A 25,619-nucleotide genomic window follows, 5' to 3' on the forward strand; every position below is an offset into this window, starting at 1 on the left:
CGTCAGCAGCGTTCGAATCAGCCGGAGGTGATGAGTGCGTGACTGGAATGTGCACGCCCCTGCGCCTCGATGGCACACTGATCGGGTGATGAGGGAACCTGCCGAGGCGATGCTGGACGAGGACGGGTCCGTCGAGATCCCGCTGGGAGTGCTGGCCGAGGCTGGCCTCGATCCTGGGTCTCGGGTGGTTGTCTACAGCGACGGTGACGGCCGCATCGTCCTGCGCCGTCAGGAGGATGCGATCCGAGACCTCATCGAGCACGGCCACCTCTGAGGCTGCCACTCAACAATCGGAACCCTTGTCACAGCAATGCTGATGGGAAGACCACGCGCCCGAATGCCGAGAGGCGGACAGGCTCAGCGCCGGCCGGGGCCTCGGCTCCTGCCAGCTCATCCCACGCCTCCTGCACTCGTTCGTACAGGTTCGGCAGATTGCCCGCATGCACAGCTCCGAGCGATCGACTCTCTGCGAGCCGCCTACGGCGCCACTGGCCGTCGTGCTGCCGTCGCCGGCTGTTGAGAGGGGGCTGTGCGTGCAGCTGCATCTGGTGCTCAAGCACCAGACCGCAGACCTTGGGTCCAAGTTCCTTGGCCTGCTGTTGTTCCTGACGCGGCAGTTGCCCCAGGAGGTTGGGCCACTGTACGACGACGACGCGCTCCCAGATTTCGGGGGGAACGGTGTTCGCCAGGTGGTGACTCTCGCCGATCGGGAGGTCGCGCAGCCGCCGACCGCTCTGTTCGGTCTGGCCTACGTATGCCAGACCGGTTCCAGCCAGGCACACGCCGTAGAGGACGGGACCGGTCATCGGCTTCTGACCCGAGTGCTCAGCTGCCAGAAGCTCACCGACACGATGGGCGAACTTGTAGCGTTGGTCCTGCCACGCCTCCAGTTCCCTCGCCCCACCGGTAAGGATCTTCAGCGATGCCCGCCAGGCTGCGGCCGCATGTCCGTCTGCTGTAGTCACCACAGGGCAGATCCCCTCTTGCTGGCGTATCCAGGCAGGACCGCCCGGGACTCTCTCGGTGCAGAGCCTCGGCAACGGGGCGTCGCGAGACTGGCAGATCTCCCGCTCTGGCGGCCCCCGCGCGAGCTGTATGCCCGAGCGGGGTGCGAAGTGAAAGGTGGTGTTGAAATGCGACCCTCTGGTCTCGGCCAGTAGAATGCAATCGAAAATCTGACGTTCACCGCAGAGGAAGCTGGCTATTCTGGCTCATCTGGAAGAATGAAGTCAGGCTGCTGAAAAATCCGATCGAGGGCAGCATCCGCATCAGGGTCATCAAAACCCATCCTGCCGACCTGCCGGTTGAATCGGTTCACGAGTACCTGCGGCCAAGGCGAGGCGAGGCCGGCGACTCTCTCGTATTCGCCCACCTCGTCTGCCGCAGGTGTCTGAACGTGCTGCAAATCCACAAGCAGGTCCGGAACAGTGATGAACTTCGGCAAGTGGAAGAACCGATCCATCTTCCCAAGTAGGATCATCTTGCACTTTCCCCGAAGATTCTTGGCGGCATTAACCAGGGTTGCAGATGGAGCGCCATGCAACGCTGCACGGGACCTTTCGGTCTCTGCCTGCCGCCAAGATCGGAAAGCTTCGATTTCCAGGACAGGTGAGGCCGATACGAGCAGGTGCCTCTCGGCCTTCCCGTTGGCGAGATCGCACGATGGAGTGAGTTGAACCCAGTATCGGCCGGTAGCGGCGTCTCGCAGGAGATCTCCTGTGTCGAACTCGTCCCCCATTGGTGGAAGAACGTAGATACGTGAAGGGTGCCACTTGCTCGGCTTTGCGAGGGCGCGCCCAATGGGGCCAGAGAGTCTGGACTCGCCTTCAACCGCAAGCGTCAGCTCGAGGGACCGCACCAGCCTGGCCACGAGCAGCGTGGTCTTCTCCTCCGCACCGTAGTCGCTCAAGGTCCCCCACTGTTTCGCAAGGTCATCCCAGAGATACTCACGGACTACTTCACGGACGTGATCCAGGAGCCCGCGCACTGCCACTGGCAGCTTGCTCTCGAAGGCTGCTCGTACCGCTTGGACTAGCACATCGGTGTGTTCGTCTTTTCCGACGACCTGGACCACCGGGTCCTGGGCGAGCCATGCCACCCGTTCAGCATAAGCCGTGAAGAAAACGACTGGAACGAATCGGATGAGTTTTAGCTCTTCCAGGAGAAGCTCGCCGGCGTCGTCTCTGCCAGAGGTGTCATCCCGAACATCAAGAACTACTACGTCGATGACCTCAGTGGAAAGTATCTTCCCCGCTTCGGAGAAATCGCCCACGAGTATCACCCGGGGCGCTGCCCCGTAGGCGACGTCAGAATTTCTCAGCTGCTCGCCTATGTCCTTTCGGTAGTCGTCATTGTCCTCGACCACGAGAACAGTCCACTCCGACAAGGTGCCACCAGGTCCCGGTTCCACTTTTTTCCTCGTTCAAACTCGTCTGTTGAATGTCACGCAGAATGCTGCCCCGCCGAGCTCGCTCTCCACGAGCTCGAGGGTCCCCCCATAGGCATCACCCACGCGCTCGCCGACGATGGAGAGTCCGAGACCAGTGCCTTCGGGCTTGCTGGAAAAATAGGGCTGAAAAATACTCTCGCGGATCTCATCCGGTACGCCAGGCCCGCTGTCGTCCACAACCAGCGTCAGGGAACCGTCGTCAAGGCGCTCGACCTTCAGGTCAATATGGCGAGACCCCTGAGGTACCTGGCCGACCCAGTAGAGTGAGTTGTCCAGAAGGTTGATCACCACTTCTTGGAGCTCGGCTGGATCGATGGTCACATTCTCGTCAGTGCCACTGACGGTCACCAAAGCCCCTACTTTTTCGATCCGGCTCTGGAGGACGTCCACGGCGGTACGCAGCGTTTCGAACACACCCACCTTCTTGGGCCGCCCCCGCCGTCGTCCCCCGAAGGGGGCAATTCGCTTGAAGAGCAGAGCCAAGTAGTCGCCCTGCCGGTCGGCAGCATCAACAAGGCCGCGTGCTTGGTCTCGAACGTCACACTCCGGTGCTTGGTTCAGCAAGGCGCCCGCATCACGAGTGACACGCCTGATCCGGCCCACCGAGCTTTGTCCGTCGTGAACCACCTGGTTCACCAGCATTCCGAGCGTCGCAAGGCTCTGATATCGAGAAAGGACCTCTCGGACTCGGCCCACCCCGACACTGATCCTGCGCTCAGCATTGGCAACGACCGCAGCAAGTGCCTTGTCATTCGGGTGTGAACGACGGACGGCTTCAGAAATATCGTCCAGGTTCAGGTCGTCGAAGAGGCCGTGGCCCTTGGGTAGGTCTGGGCTGGAGTTCCGCCTCTTGAGCTCGAACCTTCTGGTCTCCAACTCTGCAATGATCTCAACGGCGACGGAACGAAGCGCATCGTAGGCAGGACCCTGTAGAAGACCTTCTCGGTTGGTCTGGTCTCGCAATCCGGGGTTCGCCTCAGCTGCGATCGAGACAGTGCCAATGACCTGCGAGTTGCTGAGGCGCATGGCAGGACTGTTGACCCGTCGGGAGTCAAGGGTGAGCCAGTCGTCACCCTTTTCGCCGAAGGGAAGCACGCGGAACCCGTCGCGGTAGACACTCACACCAGCTCGTTGGTTGAGCAGATCGCGGAACCCTTTGGTGGACAGACTCAATGAACCGTCCGAGATCAGCTGAGCAATGGAGTCCCGGTCGCGATCATAGGCCCGCAAGTCAATGGAGAAGGGCCCACAGGCCAGCACCCCCAACTCGTCCCGGTGCTCATGGTTCCTGTCGAGTTCCACTCGAACATGCTGGGCGTCTTGGTCAGGCAACGAGATCTGAAGGTCTGCTGTGCCGTTGGCTGCGACCATTCCAGTCAACCTGTACGGCGGGTTCATCAACTCATCTGGAGGATCAATGGAGCCGGCCAAGTGATCGAATTCTGGCGGCAGGTCGAGTACGATCTCGAAGTCACGATTTCCATCCTGGCCAATGGGTGTGATCAGCCGGGACAGATCTCGCCTCAGCGCCACGATATCCGGTTCGCCCCAGGCTCGTGTGAGGCCATTGAGGAGCATTAGGGTGCCGTGATCCTTCGGATCGAGATCGCTCCGTCTCCAAAGGGATGCCACTCGCCCATCGCTGGCATAGTCTGTGGGCGGCTGCTCTGCCACGCTGATTGAGATCTCGTCCAGATATGCTTCTGGATTACGGAAGAGTTGCCAGTCAACGTCAACGACGACTTGGGGCCCTCCCGCTTCCGGCCTGCTGATGAGTGTCATCGAGTCGGCCAAACGAGCAGCGGCGAACCGGCCGACCCCCTTCTCCCCGAGCACGCGTCGTCCTCGCCGGGTCGTCCTCGTCTGTGAGCGGTACGGCGTGGCGATCTCAAGCCACACGCCAGCCACGGTTTCACTGGTCATGCCGGAGCCGTCGTCCAGTACGGACAACTGCCCGTCCCCCTGCTGCAACTCGCCGGTGAAGCTCAGCACGACGCAGCTCGCGTCCGCGTCGTAAGCGTTCTTGACCAACTCGACGACCGCAACAGTCTCGCTACTGATGAGTTCCGTACCGATTGTGTGCAGCAGCCTCGCGCGAGGGCGGAGCGTCGGCATAGTGGCCTCCCGCAGCCGATAATAGGTTATGTCTGATGGATCAGGGCCACCTTCAGGTACATGAACTGACGTGGCGCCAGGTATCGGAGCTCGAGGCTCCGCAGGGTTCGTGCACATGATCGGGTAGACGGCATGTGACCCCGGCTCTACGCGCTTGCCACAGCTCGTGCTGACGGGGTACGACGGCAGCATGCTTCGTTGGTCACCTCTCAATGAGCGTCAGCTCTCTCTTCTGACCCGCGTCGGCGGCGATGGGAACCCGGTCACCTCGGATGAGTCTGAACTCGCCCACAGCGCCCGTGCTCTGAAGGAGCGCGGGCTCATCAGCATGCCGAAGGCCGAGGGGGTGAAGTGGCGAGCGGAGATCACCGACGCCGGCCGCTTCTACCTGGAGCAAGGGCATCACCCGGACCGCCCGGCTCCAAAGCCCAAGACCACGGTCCGGGCTCCCGCCGACACGGCGTCGAAGAGCGGACCCACGGAGATGGACCCGCCGCGCGACCAAGCCGCCACCCAGGCGCCGGCAGAGCGGCAACGGCCGAAGCAGCCGAAGGAGTCCAGGGCCGTGAGCGGCCCGGCGCTGATCGAGCAGGTCCAGCAGGCGGGACGCTTCCTGACGATCCCCGATCCGGCGCCGGAGGAGCGAGCAAGGCTGCGGCGCTCTTTCGACGCGGCGCGAACCTGCGCGCCTGACGGATACCAGCTGAAGTACAGCGGCCGGGAGAAGGGCGACTTCTTCCTCGGCCTCCTCCGTGACAACGGGCTGGACGACACCGAGTGGAACCGGATCCGTCTTCAGCGCAGCCGGGTCCTCACGGACGTGGACGCTCTGATCGCAGCTCTGGAGGCCGACCACAGCGCCTTCGAGGTCTCCGATGAGGTGCTGCCTCGGATACTGGCGATCGTCCGTCTCATCGCGCAGGAGGCGCTGTCGCGCCATGGTGACGTGACGGTGTCCAAGAAGCGGAAGCAGCCGCGTCCGATGCTCTCCGTTCACGGCAGGACCTGGGAGTTGAGCTTCAAAGAGCGGCAGAAGCAGGTCAAGTACGTGCCCCAGGCCACGGGACGGCGCAAGACGCACGACTGGCAGCGGGTGACTCCCGCTTATCGGTCCGAGCCGTCCGGTGAACTCGACCTGCACGTGATCGAACCGCACCCCTACGGCTACGGGCACAGCGGTGGCTGGAAGGAGGACTACGCCGATACTCCGAAGCGACCGCTGGAGGAGCAGATCAGTTCACTCTTCCGGGTGTTGAAGACCCGCGCTGAGGAACAGGAGCGCCTTCAGCTGGAGCGCGAAGCAGAGCAACGCCGACTGCGGGAGGAACGGGAGAAGGCGGAGGCCGAGCGGCAACGGCAGGCGGCCGAGAGGAAGGAACGCCAGCAGCGGGACTGGCAGGCCGCGGTCGCCGCGGCCAGGGGCAGGGCCGTCGAAGCCTCACGCCTCGAACGGTTCGGTTCAGCTCTGGAGCGCTGGCAGGGAGCACGGGAGATCAGGGAGTTCTGCGCGGCGCTGGACGAGGCCGCGAGCCGGGCCGACGATCCGGTAGAGGCACAGCGGTTCCGTGAGTGGTCCTTCTGGGGCAGAACCGAGGCGGATCGGATCGACCCGACAGCGCCCGGGAGCGGGCTCGGCGTCGAGGTCTTCGAAACCGAACCCTCGGGCGACGCGCTCCGGCCTTTCCTCAACGGGTGGAGCCCGCATCGGCCGGAGAAGGAGGCGCCGCCTGCTGAGCCCGGCCAGTCACGTCAGCAGGACGATCAGTGGCGCGATGTCAGCGCCGCACCTCGGGACCAAGGCTGGAGATACGGACCCCGAGGTCGCGCTCAATGGTGGAGGCGATGACGCCGTGCCCTCGGTCGCGCAGGGCTTTCACAGCCCGTTCGACGACGGTGCCGAGCCGCTCGACCTCGGCCCGTAGGGCGAGCAGCTCGTCGAAGCGCTCAACCCGCTCCTGACCGCACCACTCCCGGACCGTCCGGAGCATGTCGTCGTCCGCCTGCAGCTTCCGGTCGTCACGGCGGTTCCACGATTGCCATGATGGTTGCGCGCGTTCCTGGTCGAGGACTTCCTGTCGGCGTTCGACCTCCGGGAGGATCTCCTCGGCCAAGACCTCTGCGGCCCGTCGTGCGATCCGCTCCGTGACCGGCCAACCCGTCAGGAACAGGCCGGTCCGGGTCTCGTGAACCATCGGATCGGCACGCAGCTCGACAGCATCGAGCCCGAGACGGTCAGCGGTGGCATCGAGAGCGGTGAGCTCCAGCAGGCCGGCATCGGCCGTCGTCGTGCGCAGCCGCACTTGGCTCTTGGGGCGGACGAAGCCGAGAACCATCCGAGCGGTCTCGAACTCCGCAGTCTTCCGTACGTGCCGGGATGCCTCGACCAACGCCAGTTCAGCGGCATCATCGCTTCGGAAGACCGCGACGTCGTCCCACAACGAGACCAGGGATGCGGGGGCGACCCAGTCCTGCAGGCCGGCGTCCTCGCCTTCGAGGAATCGGATGTGCACCTGAGTGGCCCGGCGCGGCCCGCCGACCCGGACGATTTCCACCCGGCGGACCGCACTGCCGAGCACCTTGGGCTGGGCTCGGTACGCCCAGTTCTCGCCGATCTCCGTCCTGCTATTGAGCCAGGTCAGGTCGGGGTCTCGCTACCACTTCTCTGCAGTTCGTGGTGGTCAGGGGCGCCGGAACAGGTGGGTGGCGGAGCCGGGTATAACGGCTCCGCCACCCACCTGTGGCGTGATCAGTTCGCGTCGGCGGGGATGGTGCCGAGGCGGCCGGCCTGGAAGTCCTCCATGGCCTGCTGGAGCTCGCGGTGGCTGTTCATGACGAACGGGCCGTAGTGGGCGACGGGCTCGCGGATGGGCAGGCCGCCGAGAAGGACGACCTCGAAGTTGGCCTGGCGGGAGTCCTGGGTCTCGTCCGCCCGGATGGTGAGGGAGTCGCCCTCGCCGAAGACCACGGACTGGCCCATGTGGAACGGACGCCGCTCTTCGCCCGCCGAGCCAGTGCCCGCCAGGCCGTACGCCAGGCCGTTGAAGTCAGCCCGCCACGGCAGGGTGACCTGGGCGCCCGGGTTCACCGACACGTGGATCATCGTGATGGGCGTGTGGGTGGCGCCGGGGCCCTGGTGGCCCGCGATGTCACCGGCGATCAGCCGCACCAGCGCGCCGCCGTCCGAGGAGGCGAGCAGCTTCACGTTCGTACCCCGGATATCCTGGTACTTGGGCGCGATCATCTTGTCCGCAGCGGGCAGGTTCACCCAGAGCTGCAGCCCGTGGAACAGGCCGCCGGACATGACCAGGGACTCCGGCGGGGTCTCGATGTGGAGGAGGCCGGAGCCGGCCGTCATCCACTGGGTGTCGCCGTCGGTGATGACGCCGCCGCCGCCGTGGGAGTCCCGGTGGATGAAGGTGCCGTCGATGATGTAGGTGACCGTCTCGAAGCCCCGGTGCGGATGCCAAGGGGTTCCCTTCGGCTCCCCAGCGGCATAGTCCACCTCACCCATCTGGTCCATCATGATGAACGGGTCAAGGTATTTCTGGTTGATCTTGGCGAAGGCGCGGCGGACGGGGAAGCCTTCACCCTCGAAGCCCTCGGGGGCGGTGGAGACGGCCAGGACGGGGCGGGCGACAGAGCCCTCGGCGGGGGCCGCGATGCGCGGCAGGATCAGCGGGTTCTCAACGGTCACGGCAGGCATGCCGGCCTCCTCGGTTGGGTTGGATTGCGATGTTCGTCCTGCGTCTTCGCAGGTCAGGGCCCTGTTGCGACTAGTCCCCCAACTGGACTAGCTTTTCGGCTCCCCGGCGGCGTACTCCACCTCGCCCATCTGGTCCATCATGATGAAGGGGTCGAGGTACTTGGTGTTGACCTTCGCGAACGCGCGGCGGACCGGGAAGCCCTCGCCCTCGTAGCCTTCGGGGGCGGTGACCACCGAGAGCACGGGACGGGCGACGACGGGGTCGGGGGTGGCGACGCGCGGGAGGATCAACGGGTTGTCGACGGTCACGGCGGGCATGTCGGCCTCCTTCGGGGTTTCCTCTGGCCTACGTCCACGAGATTAGTTCAATTCTCAACAAGAGGCAAGTTGAATTTTGAACCATCTGGTCGGGGCGGAGCCGCGGCCTCCCGCGCGCCCCTCCTAGCCGTACATCCGGCGCATGGTGAAGTCGACCATCTGTTCGACCGCCTTGGCGTCGAACACCATCCGGTGCTCGCCCTCCATGTCCAGTGCGAAGCCGTACCCCGTCGGCAGCAGGTCCAGGACCTCGGCGCCGGTGACGGTGAAGTGCTTGGAGTCCTTGCCGGCGTACCGGCGCAGTTCCTTCAGCGAGCTGAACATCGGGATCACCGGCGTCGGCGTGTTGTGCAGCGCCAGGAAGCCGGGCCGCTCGCCGCGCGGACAGTGCACCTTGGAGGTGATGAAGATGGCCTGGAAGTCCTCCACCGCCATCGAGCCGGTGGTGAAGGCCCGGACGGCGTCCGCGAGTGAGGGCGGCGACGGTTCCGGGTAGAGGGACTGCTGTGCGCCCGGCGGCTGCTCGCCGTACGGGCCGGGGCCGGGCATGCCGTTCATGCCCGGCTGCGGCCCCGCCTGCTGGTAGGGATCGCCCGGGTATGCGTTCTGGTCATAGCCGTACACACGGACAGGCTATCGGGAGCGCGGCCACCCGTGCGGGCGCCGATCCTGACAAGGAGTGGTCGGTCCGGGTTGTGGGACGTGACCACGTTCATAGCGAATTCCTCCGAGGATTCCCCGGTGAGGGCTTGAAACAAGTTACCGCCGGGTAGCATCATGATGCGTACTGGTGGGTACGGGGCGCCCGAACGCGGCGGTCTCCCGGAAGCGACGAACCGGAGAAAACGGCGATGGGTCACTACAAGTCCAACCTGCGGGACGTGGAGTTCAACCTCTTCGAGGTGTTCGGCCGCGAGCAGGTGTACGGCACCGGACCGTTCGCGGACATGGACGTCGAGACCGCGAAGAACATCCTGAGCGAGATCGCGCGCCTCGCCGAGAGCGACCTCGCCGCGTCCTTCACCGACACCGACCGCAACCCGCCGGTCTTCGACCCGGAGACCAGCACCGCGCCGATCCCGGCCGCGTTCAAGAAGAGCTACCAGGCATTCATGGACGCCGAGTGGTGGCGCCTGGGCATCCCGGAGTCGATCGGCGGCCAGGTCACGCCGAACTCGCTGATCTGGGCGTTCGCCGAGCAGATCCTCGGCTCGAACCCGGCCATCTGGATGTACTCCTCCGGCCCGGCCTTCGCCGGCGTCATCGCCGAGGAGGGCACCCCGGAGCAGTTGGAGGTCGCCAAGCGGATGACCGACCGCCTCTGGGGCTCCACCATGGTCCTCACCGAGCCCGACGCGGGTTCGGACGTGGGCGCCGGCCGCACCAAGGCGATCAAGCAGGAGGACGGCTCCTGGCACATCGAGGGTGTGAAGCGCTTCATCACCTCGGGCGAGCACGACATGTCCGAGAACATCATCCACCTGGTGCTGGCCCGCCCCGAGGGCGGCAAGCCGGGCACCAAGGGCCTGGGCCTCTTCATCGTCCCGAAGTTCGACTTCGACTGGGAGACCGGCGAGCTCGGCGAGCGCAACGGCGTCTACGCCACCAACGTCGAGCACAAGATGGGCCTCAAGGCCTCCAACACCTGCGAGATGACCTTCGGCGCCAAGCACCCGGCCAAGGGCTGGCTGCTCGGCGAGACCGTCGACGGCATCCGCCAGATGTTCAAGATCATCGAGTTCGCGCGCATGATGGTCGGCACGAAGGCCATCGCCACCCTCTCCACCGGCTACCTGAACGCCCTGGAGTACGCCAAGGAGCGCGTGCAGGGCGCGGACATCTCGCAGTTCCTGGACAAGACCGCCCCGCGCGTCACCATCACCCACCACCCGGACGTGCGCCGTTCGCTGCTCACCCAGAAGGCGTACGCCGAGGGCATGCGCGCCCTGGTGCTCTTCACCGCGTCCACCCAGGACGACATGGCCGCCGCCCGCCTGCGCGGCGAGCACGACGAGGCCGCCGAGCGCCTCAACGACCTGCTCCTCCCGATCGTCAAGGGTTACGGCTCGGAGAAGTCCTACGAGCAGCTCGCCCAGTCCCTGCAGACCTTCGGCGGCTCCGGCTACCTGCAGGAGTACCCGATCGAGCAGTACATCCGGGACGCCAAGATCGACACCCTCTACGAGGGCACCACGGCCATCCAGGGCCAGGACTTCTTCTTCCGCAAGATCGTCAAGGACGGCGGCCAGGCGCTCACCGCCCTGTCCGAGCAGATCCAGAAGTTCCTCGCCTCGGCCGAGGGCGGCGACGCCCTGGCCACCGAGCGCGAGCTGCTCGCCAAGGCCGCCGGCGACCTGGAGGCCATCATCGGCAAGCTCCTCGCCGACCTCTCCTCGGTCGAGCAGGACGTCAAGAACATGTACAAGGTGGGCCTCAACACGACCCGCCTGCTGATGGTCTCCGGCGACGTCGTGGTCGGCTGGCTGCTGCTCCGCCAGGCCGCGGTGGCCCTGGCCAAGCTGGAGGCCGGTGCCCCGGAGAAGGACGTCGCCTTCTACCAGGGCAAGGTCGCGGGGGCCCGCTTCTTCGCGAAGAACATCCTGCCGACCGTCACCCCGCAGCGCCTGATCGCCGAGGGCATCGACAACGAGATCATGGACCTCCCGGAGGAGGCGTTCTGACGCCGCCCGCACTGACCGCCTGACCCCACCCTCACGCCGAAGGGCCCGGTGCACCCGGGCCCTTCGGCGTACCCGGTTCCGGCGGGGCAGCCCCGGCGGGGCGGGCGCGGAGGCGGACGGTAGCCTGACGCCGAGCCATCGGGGCGGGCGTCAACTCCCCTGCGGCGGCCGGACCCGCCGGGTCCGGACTTCCGTCCGGCCGTCAGTTCACGGTTGCGTCAGCGTTCTGCATCCGTTGGGCTGCTCCGAGTGTCATGTCCGTGTACGGGCATATGCTCAAGGTGCGAAGCCGTTCCCCCATTTCGGCTCCGGCCCTCCCTCGACCCAGGAGCAGCATGTCGACCGCCGCCCGCCAGGCCTTCTTCGACCGGACGCACACCGATGACCTGATCGCCTTTCTCGGAACCTCGCCGTCGCCCTACCACGCGGTCGCGAGCGCTGCCGAGCGACTGGAGAAAGCGGGTTTCCGGCAGGTCCTGGAAACGGACGCCTGGGACGCGACGACCGGGGGCCGGTACGTGGTCCGGGGCGGCGCGCTGATCGCCTGGTACGTCCCGCACGGCGCGGGCCCGGAGACACCGTTCCGGATCGTGGGCACCCACACCGACTCGCCGAACCTGAGGGTCAAGCCGATCCCCGACACGGGTTCGGCGGGCTGGCGCCAGGTCGCGGTGGAGATCTACGGCGGAGTGCCGCTCAACACCTGGCTCGACCGGGACCTCGGCCTCTCCGGCCGGCTCACCCTGCGTGACGGCAGCAAGCGGCTGGTCCAGCTGGACGAGCCGCTGCTGCGCGTGCCGCAGCTGGCGATCCACCTGGACCGGCAGGTCAACGAGGGCATGAAGCTGGACAAGCAGCGTCACCTCACCCCGATCTGGGGCCTCGGGCCGGTCGACGAGGGCTCGCTGATCGAGTACGTCGCCCGGCGGGCCGGGGTCGAGGCGGCCGACGTGGTCGGCTGGGACCTCATGACGCACGACGTCCAGCCCGCCTCCTACCTGGGCCGGGACCGCGAGCTGCTGGCCGGTCCGCGGCTGGACAACCTCCTCTCGGTGCACGCCGCCGCCGTGGCACTGGCCGCCGTCGCCACCGCGGCCGAGACGGACGGCGTCGAGCTGCCCTACATCCCGGTGCTGGCCGCGTTCGACCACGAGGAGACCGGCAGCGAGTCGGACACCGGCGCGCAGAGCCCGCTGCTCGGCAACGTGCTGGAGCGCACCGTGTACGCGCGCGGCGGCGGCGTGGAGGACCGTGCCCGGGCGCTGGCCGGCACCGTCTGCCTCTCCTCCGACATGGGGCACGCCGTCCACCCGAACTACAGCGAGCGGCACGAGCCGGGTCACCACCCGATGCCGAACGCCGGGCCGATCCTCAAGGTCAACGTCAACAACCGGTACGCGACGGACGGCGTCGGCCGGGCCGTCTTCGCGGCGGCCTGCGAGAAGGCCGGCGTGCCGTGGCAGACCTTCGTCTCCAACAACGCCATGCCCTGCGGTACGACGATCGGCCCGATCACAGCAGCCCGGCTCGGCATCCAGACCGTGGACTGCGGCATCGCCGCGCTCTCCATGCACTCGGCACGCGAACTGTGCGGGGCGGACGACCCGTACCTTCTGGCCGGCGCGATCAAGGCCTTCCTGGAGGGCTGACGCGCCACAGCGCGACGGCGCCGCACGACGGCGCCGCACACGGAAGGGGCCCGGCGGATTCGCCGGGCCCCTTCCGCAGGTCGGGCCCCTCGGGCCCCGGTCGGGCCGGTGCCTACTCCAGGCCCGCCAGCACCAACGGCAGCCGGCGCGCGCCGTCGGCGCCGAGCGTCACCGGCACACCCCAGTCCTGCTGGTGGACGTGGCAGGCCGGGTACTCGACCGCGGGGTCGTCGTCGCAGGACGCCGCCATCGCCGAGACGTGCAGCACGCCCTCGGTCACCCGGTCGGAGAGGACCAGCTCGCGGGAGAGCGCGGTGTCCGCGCCCGCGCCGGAGACCAGCAGCTCGGGCGGGGTCGCGCTGACCAGCAGCCGGGTGGAGGGGCCGTACCGCTCGTCCAGCTTCTGGCCGGTGGGCGCCGAGAAGACCACGTCCAGCCGGAACGCGCCCGGTGCGACCTCGGTGGCGGCCCGCCGGGTGCGGTGCGCGACCGCGTCCACCTGGACGGCCTCCTCGGGCAGCCGCAGCCTGGTCAGCCGGTGCCGGGCCGACTCGATCACCACGATGTCGCCGTCGACCAGGACGGCGCCGGACGGCTCGCGCAGGTCGGTGGCGAGCGTGGTGACCTCGCCGCTCGCCGGGTCGAAGCGGCGCAGCGCGTGGTTGTAGGTGTCGCTGACGGCCACCGAGCCGTCCGGCAGCACGGTGACGCCCAGCGGGTGCTGGAGCAGTGCCTGCCCGGCCGCGCCGTCCCGGTGCCCGAAGTCGAACAGGCCGGTGCCGACGGCGGATTGCACGGTCTTGGTTTCACGTGAAACCCAGCGCAGCGCCGAGGTCTCCGAATCGGCGACCCAGAGCCGCTCGCCGTCCGCCGAGACGGCCAGCCCGGACGGCTGGGCGAACCAGGCCTCGGCGGCCGGTCCGTCGACCAGGCCCTCGTTGGTGGTGCCCGCCGCGACGCCCACCGTGGCGGTGGCCGGGTCGTACGACCAGAGCTGGTGGACGCCGGCCATGGCGATCCACACCCGGCCGTCGAACCAGGCGACGTCCCACGGCGAGGAGAGGTCCACCTCACGGGCCGGACCGTCGGTCGCGGACCCCTGCCACCACTGCTTCCCGGTGCCCGCCAGGGTGGTCACCCCGCCGTCCGAGAGCCGGACGCCGCGCAGCGCGTGGTTGACGGTGTCGGCCACGATCACGTCGTACGCGGAGCCGGCCGGCAGCAGCGCCAGTCCCTGCGGCTCGCTGAACCGGGGTGCGGTGCCGTCCACCAGCCCGCGCACGCCGTCGCCGATCCGGCGGACCACGGTCTCGCCGTCCGCCTCCAGCTCGACCAGCGAGTGGTGGCCGGAGTCCGCCACCAGGAAGTGGCCGTTCGGGAGCAGGACCGCCTTGCCGGGGAACCGAAGGTCCCCGGCGGTCGGCTCGGGCGCCACGTACGGGCCGTCGCCGCGCCGCAGCGTCCCCTTCGCCGCGTGCTCCGCCTCCAGCTCCTCGACCAGCCGCGCGATGGCGTGCGCGTGCCCCTCGCCGGCGTGCTGGGCGACGACGTACCCCTCGGGGTCGATGACCACCAGCGTGGGCCAGGCACGCACCGCGTACTGCTTCCAGGTGACGAGCGCCGGGTCGTCCAGCACCGGGTGGTGCACCTCGTACCGGGCGACGGCGTCGACCACGGCCCGGTGGTCGGCCTCGTGCACGAACTTGGGGGAGTGCACGCCGACGATCACCACGGTGTCGCGGTGCTTCTCCTCCAGCTCGCGCAGCTCGTCCAGGACGTGCAGACAGTTGACGCAGCAGAAGGTCCAGAAATCCAGGATGGTGATCTTGCCCCGGAAGTCGGCGAGGGTGAGTTCCTTGCCGCCGGTGTTGAGCCATCCACCGGCGCCGACCAGTTCGGGGGCGCGGACACGTGCACGAGAAGCCATGCCCCAATCAAACATCACGGGCGGTGTCCGCATTCCGGAGCAGGGTTCATGCCGTGGAGCGGGGCCTGCGCTGATGCTTGGCGGCCTTGTAGGCATCGACGGACTTGCGTGACGAACGCCAGACTCCGTCGGTGCCCTGTGCGGCGTTCAGGCGGCCGCGCTGAGCCGCCTGCCGGAGCGCGGCGAGGGACAGCTCTTCGTCGACGAGCGCGGCGAGCGGGACCATCCTGGCCGGGCCGGCCACGTTGGGGACGATGAAGCGGTTGAGATTGTCTTCCATCGCTCTGGCGATCAGCTCGCCGAGGGTGCCGCAGTCTCCTGCGTCCGCCCTGCGCAGCGCGGTCAGGTACGCGTCCCGCTGCCGCTTGAAGATGATGATCGGCGGGTACCCGAGGCGGACGAGGACGAGGTTCATGACCAGTCGCCCGGTGCGGCCGTTGCCGTCGAGGAACGGATGGATCCGTTCGAACCGGTTGTGGATGCGGGCCAGTTCCTCGGGGAGCGGGCGGTCGGTGTCCGAACCCTTCTCGACCATCTGGCCGAGAGCGCAGACCTCGGTGACCCACTGCTCGACCTGCGCGGGCACCAGCGGCCAGCGAGGCGGCGTCATCCCCTCGGCGAAGGGGGCGATGTCGTGTTCGCGGAAGTTGCCGGGTCCTTCGCGGTCGCCCGCCTCCGGATGGGGTGCGACGTTCCAGACCGGGGTCATCGCGGCGTGGTGGATATGGCGAATCTCGCCGAGGGTCACGAGACGGCCATCGTGCCAGGCGTCGGGTTCGAGTGCCTGGCCGTAGACCCAGCGGGCGGCGTCGGCGTATCCCTGGACCTCGTTGTACTCGCTGAGCGGCTTTGCTCCGACGGCTCGCCCTCGGTCCAGGAGCGCTTGCACTTCACGCAGGACCAGCGTGTTGCCTTCGAGCGCGGTGGAGTGGTGTGCTTCCTGGTGCCAGATGTCGTCCCAGATCTCCCGCGCTTCTCTGGGGTTGGGGAGTCCGCCGAAGCGCTCGTTCAGCTCGGTCAGCGCGCCGGCGAGTCGGTTGTAGACGGTACTGCGGCTGGGCCTGCCTCGTCCGGCCAACGTCGCTCTCCCCAGAGTTGATACATGCCATGAGTGGCTAATTGAACTTATCAACTTTAGGAGCCGCCGAAGGCTTGACCCGTTCATGTAGGCCCTGTGGCGGAGAGATCCCGGCGGAGGCGGAAATCCAGGGCTGTGGTCCTGCTCCGGAAGGCGGCGAGGGCGTCCGCGCCGACTCTGCCGTGCCGTCCGCTCCACGGACGGGGTGGGCGGGGGTGGAGCGGACGGGGGTGGGCGGGGGCTACCGGGGGCCGCCGGCGAGGGCCGGGTCGGTCCGGGGCTCGGCCTTCGGCGCGGTGCCGGTACCGGTACCCGCCTCCACGGCCGGGTCGGCCGGGCCCTTGCGGGCGGCGCGGGCGTCGAACCACTTGATCAGGCGGCGGCCGACCTCGATCATCGGCGTCTCCACGCGGCGGTGCAGCGCGTCGGCGGCGAACAGGGCGACCAGGCAGGCGGCCGTCGCGAACAGCGGGGACTGCCCGGAGATCCACGGCGCCAGGGTGACGGCGACGGGCACGGCCGTGGCCTGGAGCAGGTACAGCCCGTAGGAGCGTTCGCCGACGAAGACGAGCGGGCGCAGCGAGAGCACCCAGCGGCCCGGGCCGGGAGCCATCAGGGTGGGCAGCAGGAGCGCGACGCCGACGCCGTACAGGAACACGGTGGGCCGTTCGTCACCGAAGTGGGCCGTGATGTCGGGGATGTGCTGGTGCAGGACGACGAATCCGGCCCCGGCGACCACGCCCACCACCGGGTGGGTGAGCGGACTCAGCAGGGCGAAGCCCAGGCGGTGGTGCAGCACGACGGCGAGCAGGGCGCCGGTGAGCAGCACCGAGTAGTGGATGCCCATCCCCTCCCAGGTCGTGTTGTACGGGATCAGGACGAGCACGATGGCGGCCACGGCGAGGGGCGTGCGGAGCTTCTCGGAGATCAGGCCGACCAGGATCAGCGCGAGCGGCCAGACCAGGTAGAACTTCTGCTCGATGCCGATGGTCCAGGTGTGCAGGTACGGGGTGTCGCCGGCCAGCTGGTACTCGTTCATGAAGCCGAGGAAGTGCGGCAGGTGGTTCATCAGGACGTTCCAGCTGTACCCGGACCGGTAGACCGCGAGCATGGTGATCAGCAGCCCGACGTAGTACAGCGGCACGATCCGGAATATTCGCCGGATGTAGAAGTTCCGCAGCGAGATCCGCCCGGTCCGGTCCTTCTCACGCAGCATCAGGGTTGTGATGAGGAAGCCGGAGAGGACGAAGAAGGTGTGGACGCCGATCCAGCCGGAGAGGAACTTCGACTGCGGGCCGCCGTAGTGGAAGAAGACCACGATCACGGCGGCGATCGCGCGCAGGCCGTCCAGTGCGTCGAACCTCCTCATGGCGAGGAACTCGGCGTGGGTCAGTCTGCGCATGGCGGGTCTCCGGGACGGTACGGGCAGGGTCGGTGCGGGGAGGGCGGTACGAGGGGCGTACGGGGTGGTGCGGGGCGCGTCGGGGCAGGTGCCGTCGGCGCGGCACCCGGGAGGGCCCGCTCGATCGGGGCACCCGACATCATGACCGACCGTGCCCGTTCTTGACCATCCTGTGCCGGGCGTGAAGGTTCCGTGTACCGAGGGCCGCCGACGGGCCCGTCCTAGACGATGACGTGCGGGAGGAAGCGGGCGCCCTGGTGGGTGATCGGGCTGTCGTCGGTCTCGCGGATCCCGAGGCCCGCCGACTCGCCGTCCACCACCCAGGTGCCGAGCACCGGGCGGTTGCCGTCGAAGTCGGGCAGCGGGTGCAACTGCTGGTAGCAGTGGCCCTCGGCGCCGTAGCGGTCCGGGTCGCCGGCCCACTCGGCGAGGCGGGTCTCGCGGCCGCCCGGTTCGACGATCCGCACGCCGGCGCCCTCGCGGCCGAGCAGCGGCTTGGCCGCGTAACCGGGCCCGTCCGGGTCGGCGAGTTCGCGCGGGCCGTCCAGGTAGGCGGGCAGCAGGTTGGGGTGGCCCGGGAACAGCTCCCAGAGCACGGCCAGCAGCGCCTTGTTGGAGAGCAGCATCTTCCAGGCCGGCTCGATCCACAGCGTGGAGCCGGTGGAGCCGCCGTGGTCGATGACGTCCAGCAGCTGGGGGCCGAACTCGTCGGAGGCCAGCCACTCCCACGGGTAGAGCTTGAACGCGGCGCGGACGAAGTGGTGTTCGAGATCGACGAAGCGGCCCGAGAGAGGATCCCAGCCGATGTCCTCCATGGCGATGCCGACGGTCTCGATGCCGGCCTGCTCGGCGCACTCCTGGAGGTAGAGGGTCGTCATCCAGTCCTCGCCCTCGGTGTCGCCGCGCGAGTGCGCGAAGTGCACCGGGCCGGGTGGCAGCAGGTGCTTCTGCCGGGTCCAGGAGGCCACCAGCCGCTCGTGCAGCGAGTTCCACTGGTCGGCGCCCGGGAACCGCTCCTCCATCCAGAACCACTGCGGGCCGGCCGCCTCGATCAGCGAGGTCGGGGTGTCGGCGTTGTACTCGAAGAGCTTCGCCGGCCCGGTGCCGTCGTACGCGAGGTCGAACCGCCCGTAGAGGGCGGGCTGTTCGTCGCGCCGGCGCCAGGACTCGGCGACCGCGGCGGCCAGCCGGGGGTCGGTGATGCCGTAGTCGGCGAACCGGCCGGTGCGGACCACGTGGTCGGCGGCGGCCAGGCACAGTTCGTGCAGCTCCTCGACGACCTCCTCCAGCGCCTCCACCTCGGGCAGCGAGAACTCGTAGTACGCGGACTCGTCCCAGTAGGCGTGCGGGCCGCCCTGGTTGCAGGGGTCGGAGCACATGGCGTAGATCAGGCCCTGGCTCTCCACGGTGGCCAGCCAGTCCGGGCGCGGGGTGACGGTGCGGCGGCGCACGGCGGATCAGCCCCCGCCCGAACCGCTGGAGCCCGACGGGCAGCCGAAGCCGCCGCGCTTGGTGGCGGCCTTGTCGAACGTGCCGCCGAGGGCGGTCGCGGAGCCGGAGCCGCAGTAGTACCAGCGGCCCGCGGTGGCGGTGCCGGTGCCGGTGCAGGCGTGCCGGTCCAGCACCTTGAGGGTGCCGGGGTCGACGCAGCGGCTCGGCGGGTTGCTGCCGGAGGAGGACGAGCAGCCGGACAGGGCCAGAGCGAGCGTGCCGACCATGCCGAGGGTGACGAAGCCCGAGCGGCGGCGCCCGGCCGGCGCCACGGCGGAGGGCGTGGTGGCCGGCTCCGCGACGGCGGGGGGCGGGGCGGCGTCCGGGGTCCCGGCGTCCGGAATCCGGGCGGGTGCGTCCGGTCTCGGAGCGGGGGCGGCGGGCAGGGACTGCGTCATGGCGCCCGATGGTACGCGCGGTGCCGGATGTTACGGGAGGGGGGCCCGTTCCCCGGCCGCGGCCGGGTCCGATGGGATATCTTTTGCCGATCCTTGACCGTGGGACCGCGCCGGACGGCGGTCGGCCCAGCGACACACGTGCAACCGGGGGACGGACATCCATGAACGACATCCTGAACGGTCTCGGCGCGGCTGCCGCATTCGGCGGGGTCGGCGTGGTGCTGCTGCTCCTCGGCATCCTCCTGGTGGACCTCCTGACGCCGGGCAAGCTCGGCCGGCAGATCTGGGTGGAGCGCAACCGCAACGCCGCCGTGCTGCTCAGCTCGGCGCTGCTCGGCATCGGCGGCATCGTCTTCACCGCGATCCTCTACACGTACGAGGACTTCGGGAAGGGCCTGGCCTCGACGATCAGCTTCGGCGTGCTGGGCCTGGTGCTGATGGCCGTCGCGTTCTGGGTGGTGGACGTGCTGACGCCGGGCAAGCTCGGCGCGATCCTGGTCGACCCGGAGCCGCACCCGGCGGTCTGGGTGACCGCCAGTTGCAACCTCGCGGTGGCGGCGATCGTGTCGGCCTCGATCGCCTGACGTCCGCCTGACTGCTTGCCCGTCCGTGCGCCGGTCCTGACGGCCGCCCCTCCGATGTGACCGCCCGTTCGTCCCGAGTGGGCGGGCGGCGCGGGCACGCCCGGGCGCGCGGGCTCCCGGGCGCGTGCCCTCAGGCCGGCAGCGGGCCCGGCACGGCGTGCGGGTCGGCGCCCAGGACGTGCTCGCGCCCCCAGGCGCCGAGCGGGGCCAGCGCCTCGTTGAGCCGTTCCCCGACCGCCGTCAGCGAGTACTCGACCCGCGGCGGCACCTCGTCGTACGACTCGCGGTGCACGACACCGTCCGTCTCCAGCTCGCGCAGGTGGGCGGCGAGCACCTTCTCGGTGATCCCCGGTACCCGGCGGCGCAGCTCGCCGAACCGGCAGTCCGGCCGCTCGGCCAGCGCCCAGAGGATCAGGACCTTCCACTTGCCGCCGATCACGTCCATCGCGGCGTCGATCCCGCACACGTACGCGCCGGGCCTCGGTACGGTCGCCATGCCCCCACCTCTCCGACCTGTTCGCTCACCCCAGGGTAACCACCCACTTCGAAGTGCGTACTTGAGCGTTCCGGCGCCCGGGGGCGAGCCTGACCGGCATGACAGAGAACGCAGCCGACACCGTTTCGAAGACCCCCGTCACCCTGCTCGGCCTCGGCGCGATGGGCACCGCGCTGGCCGACGCCTGGCTCGCCGCCGGGTACCTGCTGACCGTCTGGAACCGCACCGCCGCCCGCGCCGAACCGCTCGCCGCCCGGGGCGCAGCGGTGGCCTCCACCGCTGCCGCGGCGGTCGCCGCCAACCGGCTGGTGGTGGTCTGCCTGCTCGACGACGCCTCGGTCGAGGAGGCGCTCGCCGACGCCGACCTGACGGGCAAGGACGTCGTCAACCTGGTCACCGGCACGCCCGGTGAGGCCCGGGCCCGGGCCGCCTGGGCCGCCGGTCGCGGCGCCCGGTACCTGGACGGCGGGATCATGGCCGTCCCGCCGATGATCGGCGTCCCCGCGGCCGGGCCGTACGTCTTCTACAGCGGCTCGCGCGCGCTGTTCGAGGACCACCGGGAGGTCCTGGCCGCCCCGGCGGGCACCGACTACGTCGGCGAGGACGCCGGGCTCGCCGCGCTGCACGACGTGGCGCTGCTGAGCGCGATGTACGGCATGTTCGCCGGCGTCGCGCACGCCTTCGCGCTGGTCCGGTCCGAGTCCGTCGCCCCGGGCGGGTTCGCGCCGCTGCTCACGTCGTGGCTCACCGCCATGACCGGTTCGGTGGCGGCGACCGCCGCGCAGTTGGAGGCCGGCGACTACACCCGGGGCGTCGTCTCGAACCTCGCCATGCAGGTGGCCGGGGTGCCGACCTTCCTGCGCACCGCCGAGGAGCAGGGCGTCAGCCCGGAGCTGCTGACGCCCTACTTCGCCCTGATGCAGCGGCGACTGGCCGAGGACGGCCGGAACGGCGGCGAGGACCTCACCGGCGTGATCGACCTGCTGCGGCGGTAGTGGCGGGCCCGGCCGGCGCGGCGGGCGCGCTGGGCGTGGCGGGCGTGGCGGCGGGTCAGCCCGCCGCCGGGCGGTCGGTGGCCGGACGGCGGCGGAGGGCCGGGTCGGTGAGGGCGGGCGGCCGCCAGACGCCGTCCGGGTGGTAGAGGTCGGTGCCGGGCGGGACGACGGCGTCGATCCGGTCGAGGGCGGCGTCGTCCAGCACGAGGTCGGCGCCCTTGAGGGCCGACTCCAGCTGGCCGAGGGTGCGCGGGCCGATGATCACCGAGGTGACCGCCGGGTGCGCGAGCGGGAAGGCGATGGCCAGCTCCGGCAGGGTGCGGCCGAGGCCCTCCGCGACGGCGGTCAGCTCCTCGACGGCGTCCAGCTTGGCCGCGTTGACCGGGAGCGACGGGTCGAACCGGGCCGGGGTGAGGGCGGCGCGGCCGGTGCTCAGGTCGATCGGCCGGCCCTTGCGGTAGCGGCCGGTGAGGAAGCCCGACGCGAGCGGGGACCAGGTCAGCGCGCCCATGCCGAGCCGTCGCACGGTCGGCAGGACGTGCCGCTCGACGCCCCGGGCGAGCAGCGAGTACGGCGGCTGCTCGGTCCGGAAGCGGGGCAGGCCGCGCCGCTCGGACACGTGGTGGGCCTCGACGATCTCCTCGGCGGGGAAGGTCGAGCAGCCGAAGGCGCGGATCTTGCCGGCCCGGACCAGGTCGCCGAGGGCGGAGAGGGTCTCCTCGACGTCGGTGCGGTGGTCGGGCCGGTGCACCTGGTAGAGGTCGATCCGGTCGGTGCGCAGCCGGCGCAGGCTCTCCTCGACCTCCCGGACGATCCACCGCCGGGAGTTGCCGCCCCGGTTGCGGCCCTCGCCCATCGGGAAGTGCACCTTGGTGGCGAGGACGACGTCGTCGCGGTCGCCCCGGGCCTGCAGGGCCCTGCCCACGATCTCCTCGGACTCGCCGCCGGAGTACATGTCGGCGGTGTCGACGAAGTTGATGCCCGCGTCGAGGGCGGTGTGGATGATCCGGGCGCAGTCGTCGTGGTCGGGGTTGCCGACCGCGCCGAACATCATGGTGCCGAGGCAGTAGGTGCTCACCTCGATGCCGGTGCCGCCGAGGATGCGGTAGCGCATGGTTCTCGTCCCCCTGGTGACGGGTGGTGGTGCGTGCTTCGGGAACGGCGGTGTGTCGGGAACGGCGGTGCCGCCCGTTCCGCCCGGCGCCCTCGGTGTCGACGCTACGGGCTGGAGCGCGCTCCAGGGCAAGGGACGGGCGCGCGTCGGGGACGGCGCGGCGAGGGCGGAGCGTGGCGGCGCCGCCGGTGGCGGGCTCCCCCGGTGGGGGGAGCGGGTTCGTCCGGGCGGGGGAGGTCCGGGCCGGGGGGCCGGTGCGAGCGTGAGGGCATGGCGACGACGAGCGGGTGGACGACGCGGCGGGGGCCGGCGAGGTGGGTCACCGACGGGCGGGCCGCGGCCGGGTGGGGCGTCGCGTACACGGCGCTCGGTGTCGGCTGCGCGGTGAGCGGGACGGCGCTGTTCGGTGCCGGCTGGGTGGGGTGGGCGGTGGCGGCGGTCGGCCTGGCCGCGGCGGTGACCGGCGCGGCGGTGGCCGTGTCCGGGCCGCGTCCGGTGCTGCGGACGGCCCTCTGGGTACTCTGCGCATCGGCGGGGGCGGGGGCGTTCAGCCTGCTGATGGACGTGGTCACGCTGCTCTTCGGCCAGGGTGTGGACAGCGTGCCGGGTGCGGCGCAGCACGTGCTCGCGGCGCTCGGGGCGGTGCTGCTCGCGGGGACGGCGCGGGCCGGGGCGGCGGCTCCGTCGTCGCGGGGCGTCCCGTCGGGGCCTGCCGCGGTTGGGCAGGCAGCGCCCCCGGTGGTCCAACTGGCGGCCTGGGCCGGGACCGTGGCATTCCTCCCGTACGTCGTGATGAAGCTGACCTGGGCGTTCGGCGGTACCTTCGCCGGGGTGAGCGGCGCCGCGATGCGGGCCGCGTCCGAACGCAACGGTGCCTCCGGGCTCTGGCTGGCCCTGGAGTCCTGGGGCCTGGATCCGACCGCGCTGCTCGCGGCGCTCGGGGCGTTCCTGCTGTGGGGCCTGGTCCGGCCCTGGGGGCAGGTCTTCCCGCGCTGGACCCTGCTGCTGAGCGGCCGTCGTGTGCCCCGTCCCCTGCCGCTCCTCCCCGCCCTGCTGGGAGCCGGGACGCTCGCGCCGTACGGCGTGGTCGGCGTGGGGTACGCCGCACTCGCCACGGCGGGCGTGGTCGAGGTCCGGCCCGGGGACTTCCCGACGGCGGGTGACGCCCTGCTGGTCTGCTGGATCGGCCTCGGCGCCTTCGCGGTCTACGGGGCGGCGCTGGCGGTGGCCGCCCGCGACTACTGGCGGCGCACGCGCTGAGCGCCCCGGCGCCTGTTGCGGAAACGGCAACGAAAGTTGCCCGGTGGGCACCGTTCACCGCAGCCTGGCGGTGGAGGTGATCGCCGTGAGCGACCAGCAGATCAGTCCGGGGGCGGAGAGCCGCCGGGACCGGACCGACCGTGCCGACGGGACCGACGGGACCGACCGTACGGACGGCTTCGAGGGATTCGAGGGCTTCGCGGGAGCCGACGCCGTCGGTGCCGGGGGCCGTGACCCGGGGGACTACGACGTGGTGGTGGTCGGCGCGGGCGCGGCCGGCCTGAACGCCGCGCTGGTGCTGACCCGGGCGCGCCGCCGGGTCGCCGTGGTGGACACCGGCCGACCGCGCAACGCGCCCGCCGCCCACTTGCGGGGTTTCCTCTCCCGGGACGGGATGTCCCCGGCCGCGCTGCTGGCGGTCGGCCGCGAGGAGGTCGAGGGGTACGGGGGCGACCTCCTCGATGCCCGGGTGGACCGCGTCGAGCCGGTCCCGGGCGTCCGCCACGGCGCCGGCGCCCCGTTCGCGGGCTTCCTCGTCCACCTGGCCGGCGGCCGGGTGCTGCGGGCCCGCCGGGTGGTCGTCGCCACCGGCCTGCGCGACGGACTGCCGGATCTGCCCGGCCTGGCCGAGCGGTGGGGCCGCGACGTGCTGCACTGCCCGTACTGCCACGGCTACGAGGTCCGTGACCGGCCGCTCGGCGTCCTGGGCACCCACCCGGGCTCGGTGCACCAGGCGCTGCTCGTCCGGCAGTGGTCGGCCGACGTGGTGTTCTTCCCGCAGGCAGTGGAGCTCTCCGAGGCCGACCGGGCCCGGCTCGACGCCCGGGGCGTGCGCGTCGTCGAGGGTCCGGTCGCGCGGGTGGTCGTCGAGGACGACCGGCTGCGCGGCGTCGAACTCGCCGACGGCCGGGCGGTGCCCCGCGAGGCGGTCTTCCTCTTCCCGCAGATGGTGCCCCGGGACGCGCTGCTGTCGGACCTCGGCTGCGAGCGGGACGCCCAGGGCTGGGTGACCACCGACGGCGCGGGCCGCACCGGCGTGCCGGGCGTCTGGGCGGTGGGCAACGTCGCCGACCCGCGGGCCCAGGTGGTGACCGCCGCCGGGGCGGGGGCGGCGGCCGCGTTCGCGATCAACCACGACCTGGTGGACGAGGACGTCGAGCGGGCACTCGCCGCCGTCCCGGTCCCGACCACCGCCATCGCCGCCACCGCCGCTGTACCGCAGTGAAGCCGACCACCGACGGAACGGAGTACGCCATGCCGCACGACCACTCCCACCAGGACCCCGGGCACCGGGAAGGGAACGGCCGGGTCCACGGTCCCGCCGACACCCCCACTCCCACCCACGGCCACGGCCACACCCACGGCCACGGCCACGGCCACGGCCACCACCAGGGCCCCGGAACGGACTTCGACTGGGACGCCCTCGCCGCCCACCTGGAACGCGAGGCCGAACTCCGGGCCCCCGCCGTCACCGAGGCCGCGCACTGGCTCCGCGGGCTGCTGGACGGTGTCGCGGTCGACCGGGTGCTCGACGTCGGCAGCGGCCCCGGGGTGATCGCCGGCCTGCTCGCGGACGCCTTCCCGTCCGCCGAGGTGGTCGCCGTCGACCAGTCCGCCGCCCTGCTGGACCGCGCCCGGGCCCGCTCGGCCGGTCGGATCACCACCCAACAGGCCGACCTGCCCGACGACTTCACCGCCCTGGGCGCCGCCGACCTGATCTGGTCCGCCAACGCGATCCACCACCTGGGCGACCAGCAGGCCGCGTTGACCGCCCTGGCCGGGGCGCTGCGCCCGGGCGGTCTGCTGGCCGTGGTCGAACGCGGTCTGCCCGCGCGCTTCCTCCCCCGCGACCTCGGGCTCGGCCGCCCGGGCCTCCAGGCCCGGCTGGACGCCGCCCACGAGGACACCTTCAGCGGCATGCGGGCCGAACTGCCCGGCTCGGTCGCCACGGTGGAGGAC

22 protein-coding genes and 1 pseudogene are annotated in these 25,619 nt (G+C 70.1%); 9 read left to right on the forward strand and 14 right to left on the reverse strand.

Going from position 1 to position 25,619, the window contains the following annotated elements; translation table 11 throughout:
* The first annotated feature begins 88 nt into the window (after positions 1-88).
* A complete protein-coding gene (locus PUR56_RS18345; RefSeq protein ID WP_329949750.1) occupies positions 89-274 on the forward strand; it encodes an AbrB/MazE/SpoVT family DNA-binding domain-containing protein in 186 nt (61 codons plus the stop codon).
* A 28-nt stretch (positions 275-302) separates the two neighbouring features.
* Here PUR56_RS18345 and PUR56_RS18350 read toward each other — a convergent pair whose 3' ends face one another.
* The 3 genes from PUR56_RS18350 to PUR56_RS18360 all read right to left on the reverse strand — a co-directional run bounded on the left by PUR56_RS18350 (position 303) and on the right by PUR56_RS18360 (position 4,564).
* Positions 303-965: a hypothetical protein gene (locus PUR56_RS18350; RefSeq protein ID WP_329949728.1), complete on the reverse strand. Its 663-nt coding sequence runs from the start codon at positions 963-965 to the stop codon at positions 303-305.
* Between the two features lie 236 nt (positions 966-1,201).
* Positions 1,202-2,386 (reverse strand): hypothetical protein, encoded by a 1,185-nt coding sequence (locus PUR56_RS18355; RefSeq protein WP_329949729.1) that lies wholly within the window; start codon positions 2,384-2,386, stop codon positions 1,202-1,204.
* Positions 2,387-2,422: 36 nt separating this feature from the next.
* A complete protein-coding gene (locus PUR56_RS18360; protein WP_329949730.1) occupies positions 2,423-4,564 on the reverse strand; it encodes a sensor histidine kinase in 2,142 nt (713 codons plus the stop codon).
* A gap of 154 nt (positions 4,565-4,718) precedes the next feature.
* Here PUR56_RS18360 and PUR56_RS18365 point away from each other — a divergent pair, with 154 nt between their 5' ends.
* Positions 4,719-6,410: a PE-PGRS family protein gene (locus PUR56_RS18365; RefSeq protein ID WP_329949731.1), complete on the forward strand. Its 1,692-nt coding sequence runs from the start codon at positions 4,719-4,721 to the stop codon at positions 6,408-6,410.
* Here the strand turns inward: PUR56_RS18365 and PUR56_RS18370 are convergent.
* From PUR56_RS18370 to PUR56_RS18385, 4 genes and pseudogenes are all read right to left on the reverse strand, one after another.
* A complete protein-coding gene (locus PUR56_RS18370) occupies positions 6,340-7,176 on the reverse strand; it encodes a PE-PGRS family protein (RefSeq protein WP_443034525.1) in 837 nt (278 codons plus the stop codon). The two genes, PUR56_RS18365 and PUR56_RS18370, sit on opposite strands and share 71 nt — an antisense overlap.
* 134 nt (positions 7,177-7,310) lie before the next feature.
* Complete coding sequence (locus PUR56_RS18375) at positions 7,311-8,267, reverse strand: pirin family protein (RefSeq protein ID WP_329949733.1); 957 nt, start codon at positions 8,265-8,267, stop codon at positions 7,311-7,313.
* A gap of 93 nt (positions 8,268-8,360) precedes the next feature.
* Positions 8,361-8,585 (reverse strand): annotated as a pseudogene (locus tag PUR56_RS18380) (pirin family protein); the annotation flags it as partial.
* A 123-nt stretch (positions 8,586-8,708) separates the two neighbouring features.
* Positions 8,709-9,209: an SseB family protein gene (locus PUR56_RS18385; protein WP_380354552.1), complete on the reverse strand. Its 501-nt coding sequence runs from the start codon at positions 9,207-9,209 to the stop codon at positions 8,709-8,711.
* Between the two features lie 227 nt (positions 9,210-9,436).
* Here PUR56_RS18385 and PUR56_RS18390 point away from each other — a divergent pair, with 227 nt between their 5' ends.
* Together PUR56_RS18390 and PUR56_RS18395 are read left to right on the forward strand one after the other, a co-directional pair.
* Positions 9,437-11,266 (forward strand): acyl-CoA dehydrogenase, encoded by a 1,830-nt coding sequence (locus PUR56_RS18390; protein WP_329949734.1) that lies wholly within the window; start codon positions 9,437-9,439, stop codon positions 11,264-11,266.
* A gap of 335 nt (positions 11,267-11,601) precedes the next feature.
* Positions 11,602-12,915, forward strand: a complete 1,314-nt coding sequence (locus PUR56_RS18395; RefSeq protein WP_329884665.1) for a M18 family aminopeptidase — start codon at positions 11,602-11,604, stop codon at positions 12,913-12,915.
* 112 nt (positions 12,916-13,027) lie between these two features.
* On the opposite strand, the gene PUR56_RS18400 is transcribed toward PUR56_RS18395, so the two are convergent.
* From PUR56_RS18400 to PUR56_RS18420, 5 genes are all read right to left on the reverse strand, one after another.
* On the reverse strand, positions 13,028-14,842 hold the full coding sequence (locus tag PUR56_RS18400; protein WP_329949735.1) for an NHL domain-containing thioredoxin family protein: 1,815 nt from the start codon (positions 14,840-14,842) through the stop codon (positions 13,028-13,030).
* Between the two features lie 46 nt (positions 14,843-14,888).
* The gene (locus PUR56_RS18405) at positions 14,889-15,920 is read right to left on the reverse strand and encodes a Fic family protein (RefSeq protein WP_329949736.1); all 1,032 of its coding nucleotides are present in this window, start codon (positions 15,918-15,920) and stop codon (positions 14,889-14,891) included.
* A gap of 241 nt (positions 15,921-16,161) precedes the next feature.
* Positions 16,162-17,322 (reverse strand): acyltransferase family protein, encoded by a 1,161-nt coding sequence (locus tag PUR56_RS18410; RefSeq protein ID WP_329884649.1) that lies wholly within the window; start codon positions 17,320-17,322, stop codon positions 16,162-16,164.
* 221 nt (positions 17,323-17,543) lie between these two features.
* Positions 17,544-18,773 (reverse strand): glutathionylspermidine synthase family protein, encoded by a 1,230-nt coding sequence (locus PUR56_RS18415; RefSeq protein ID WP_329949737.1) that lies wholly within the window; start codon positions 18,771-18,773, stop codon positions 17,544-17,546.
* A gap of 6 nt (positions 18,774-18,779) precedes the next feature.
* A complete protein-coding gene (locus PUR56_RS18420; RefSeq protein ID WP_329949738.1) occupies positions 18,780-19,211 on the reverse strand; it encodes a hypothetical protein in 432 nt (143 codons plus the stop codon).
* A 161-nt stretch (positions 19,212-19,372) separates the two neighbouring features.
* Here PUR56_RS18420 and PUR56_RS18425 point away from each other — a divergent pair, with 161 nt between their 5' ends.
* Positions 19,373-19,795, forward strand: a complete 423-nt coding sequence (locus PUR56_RS18425) for a DUF350 domain-containing protein (RefSeq protein ID WP_329884643.1) — start codon at positions 19,373-19,375, stop codon at positions 19,793-19,795.
* Between the two features lie 130 nt (positions 19,796-19,925).
* Here the strand turns inward: PUR56_RS18425 and PUR56_RS18430 are convergent, their stop codons facing one another.
* Complete coding sequence (locus tag PUR56_RS18430) at positions 19,926-20,291, reverse strand: winged helix-turn-helix transcriptional regulator (protein WP_329949739.1); 366 nt, start codon at positions 20,289-20,291, stop codon at positions 19,926-19,928.
* Between the two features lie 98 nt (positions 20,292-20,389).
* On the opposite strand from PUR56_RS18430, the gene PUR56_RS18435 reads away from it, so the two are divergent.
* Complete coding sequence (locus PUR56_RS18435) at positions 20,390-21,286, forward strand: NAD(P)-dependent oxidoreductase (RefSeq protein ID WP_329949740.1); 897 nt, start codon at positions 20,390-20,392, stop codon at positions 21,284-21,286.
* A gap of 55 nt (positions 21,287-21,341) precedes the next feature.
* Here the strand turns inward: PUR56_RS18435 and PUR56_RS18440 are convergent, their stop codons facing one another.
* Complete coding sequence (locus tag PUR56_RS18440; protein WP_329949741.1) at positions 21,342-22,400, reverse strand: aldo/keto reductase; 1,059 nt, start codon at positions 22,398-22,400, stop codon at positions 21,342-21,344.
* Positions 22,401-22,670: 270 nt separating this feature from the next.
* Here PUR56_RS18440 and PUR56_RS18445 point away from each other — a divergent pair, with 270 nt between their 5' ends.
* The 3 genes from PUR56_RS18445 to PUR56_RS18455 form a co-directional block, all read left to right on the forward strand.
* Positions 22,671-23,660: a hypothetical protein gene (locus PUR56_RS18445; RefSeq protein ID WP_329949742.1), complete on the forward strand. Its 990-nt coding sequence runs from the start codon at positions 22,671-22,673 to the stop codon at positions 23,658-23,660.
* 250 nt (positions 23,661-23,910) lie between these two features.
* A complete protein-coding gene (locus PUR56_RS18450; protein WP_329949751.1) occupies positions 23,911-24,885 on the forward strand; it encodes an NAD(P)/FAD-dependent oxidoreductase in 975 nt (324 codons plus the stop codon).
* A gap of 29 nt (positions 24,886-24,914) precedes the next feature.
* Positions 24,915-25,619, forward strand: a 705-nt coding sequence (locus PUR56_RS18455) for a class I SAM-dependent methyltransferase (protein WP_329949743.1), incomplete at its 3' end; no start/stop codon positions are given.

The sequence above is a fragment of the Streptomyces sp. BE303 genome (assembly GCF_036290945.1).
Lineage (GTDB): Bacteria > Actinomycetota > Actinomycetes > Streptomycetales > Streptomycetaceae > Kitasatospora.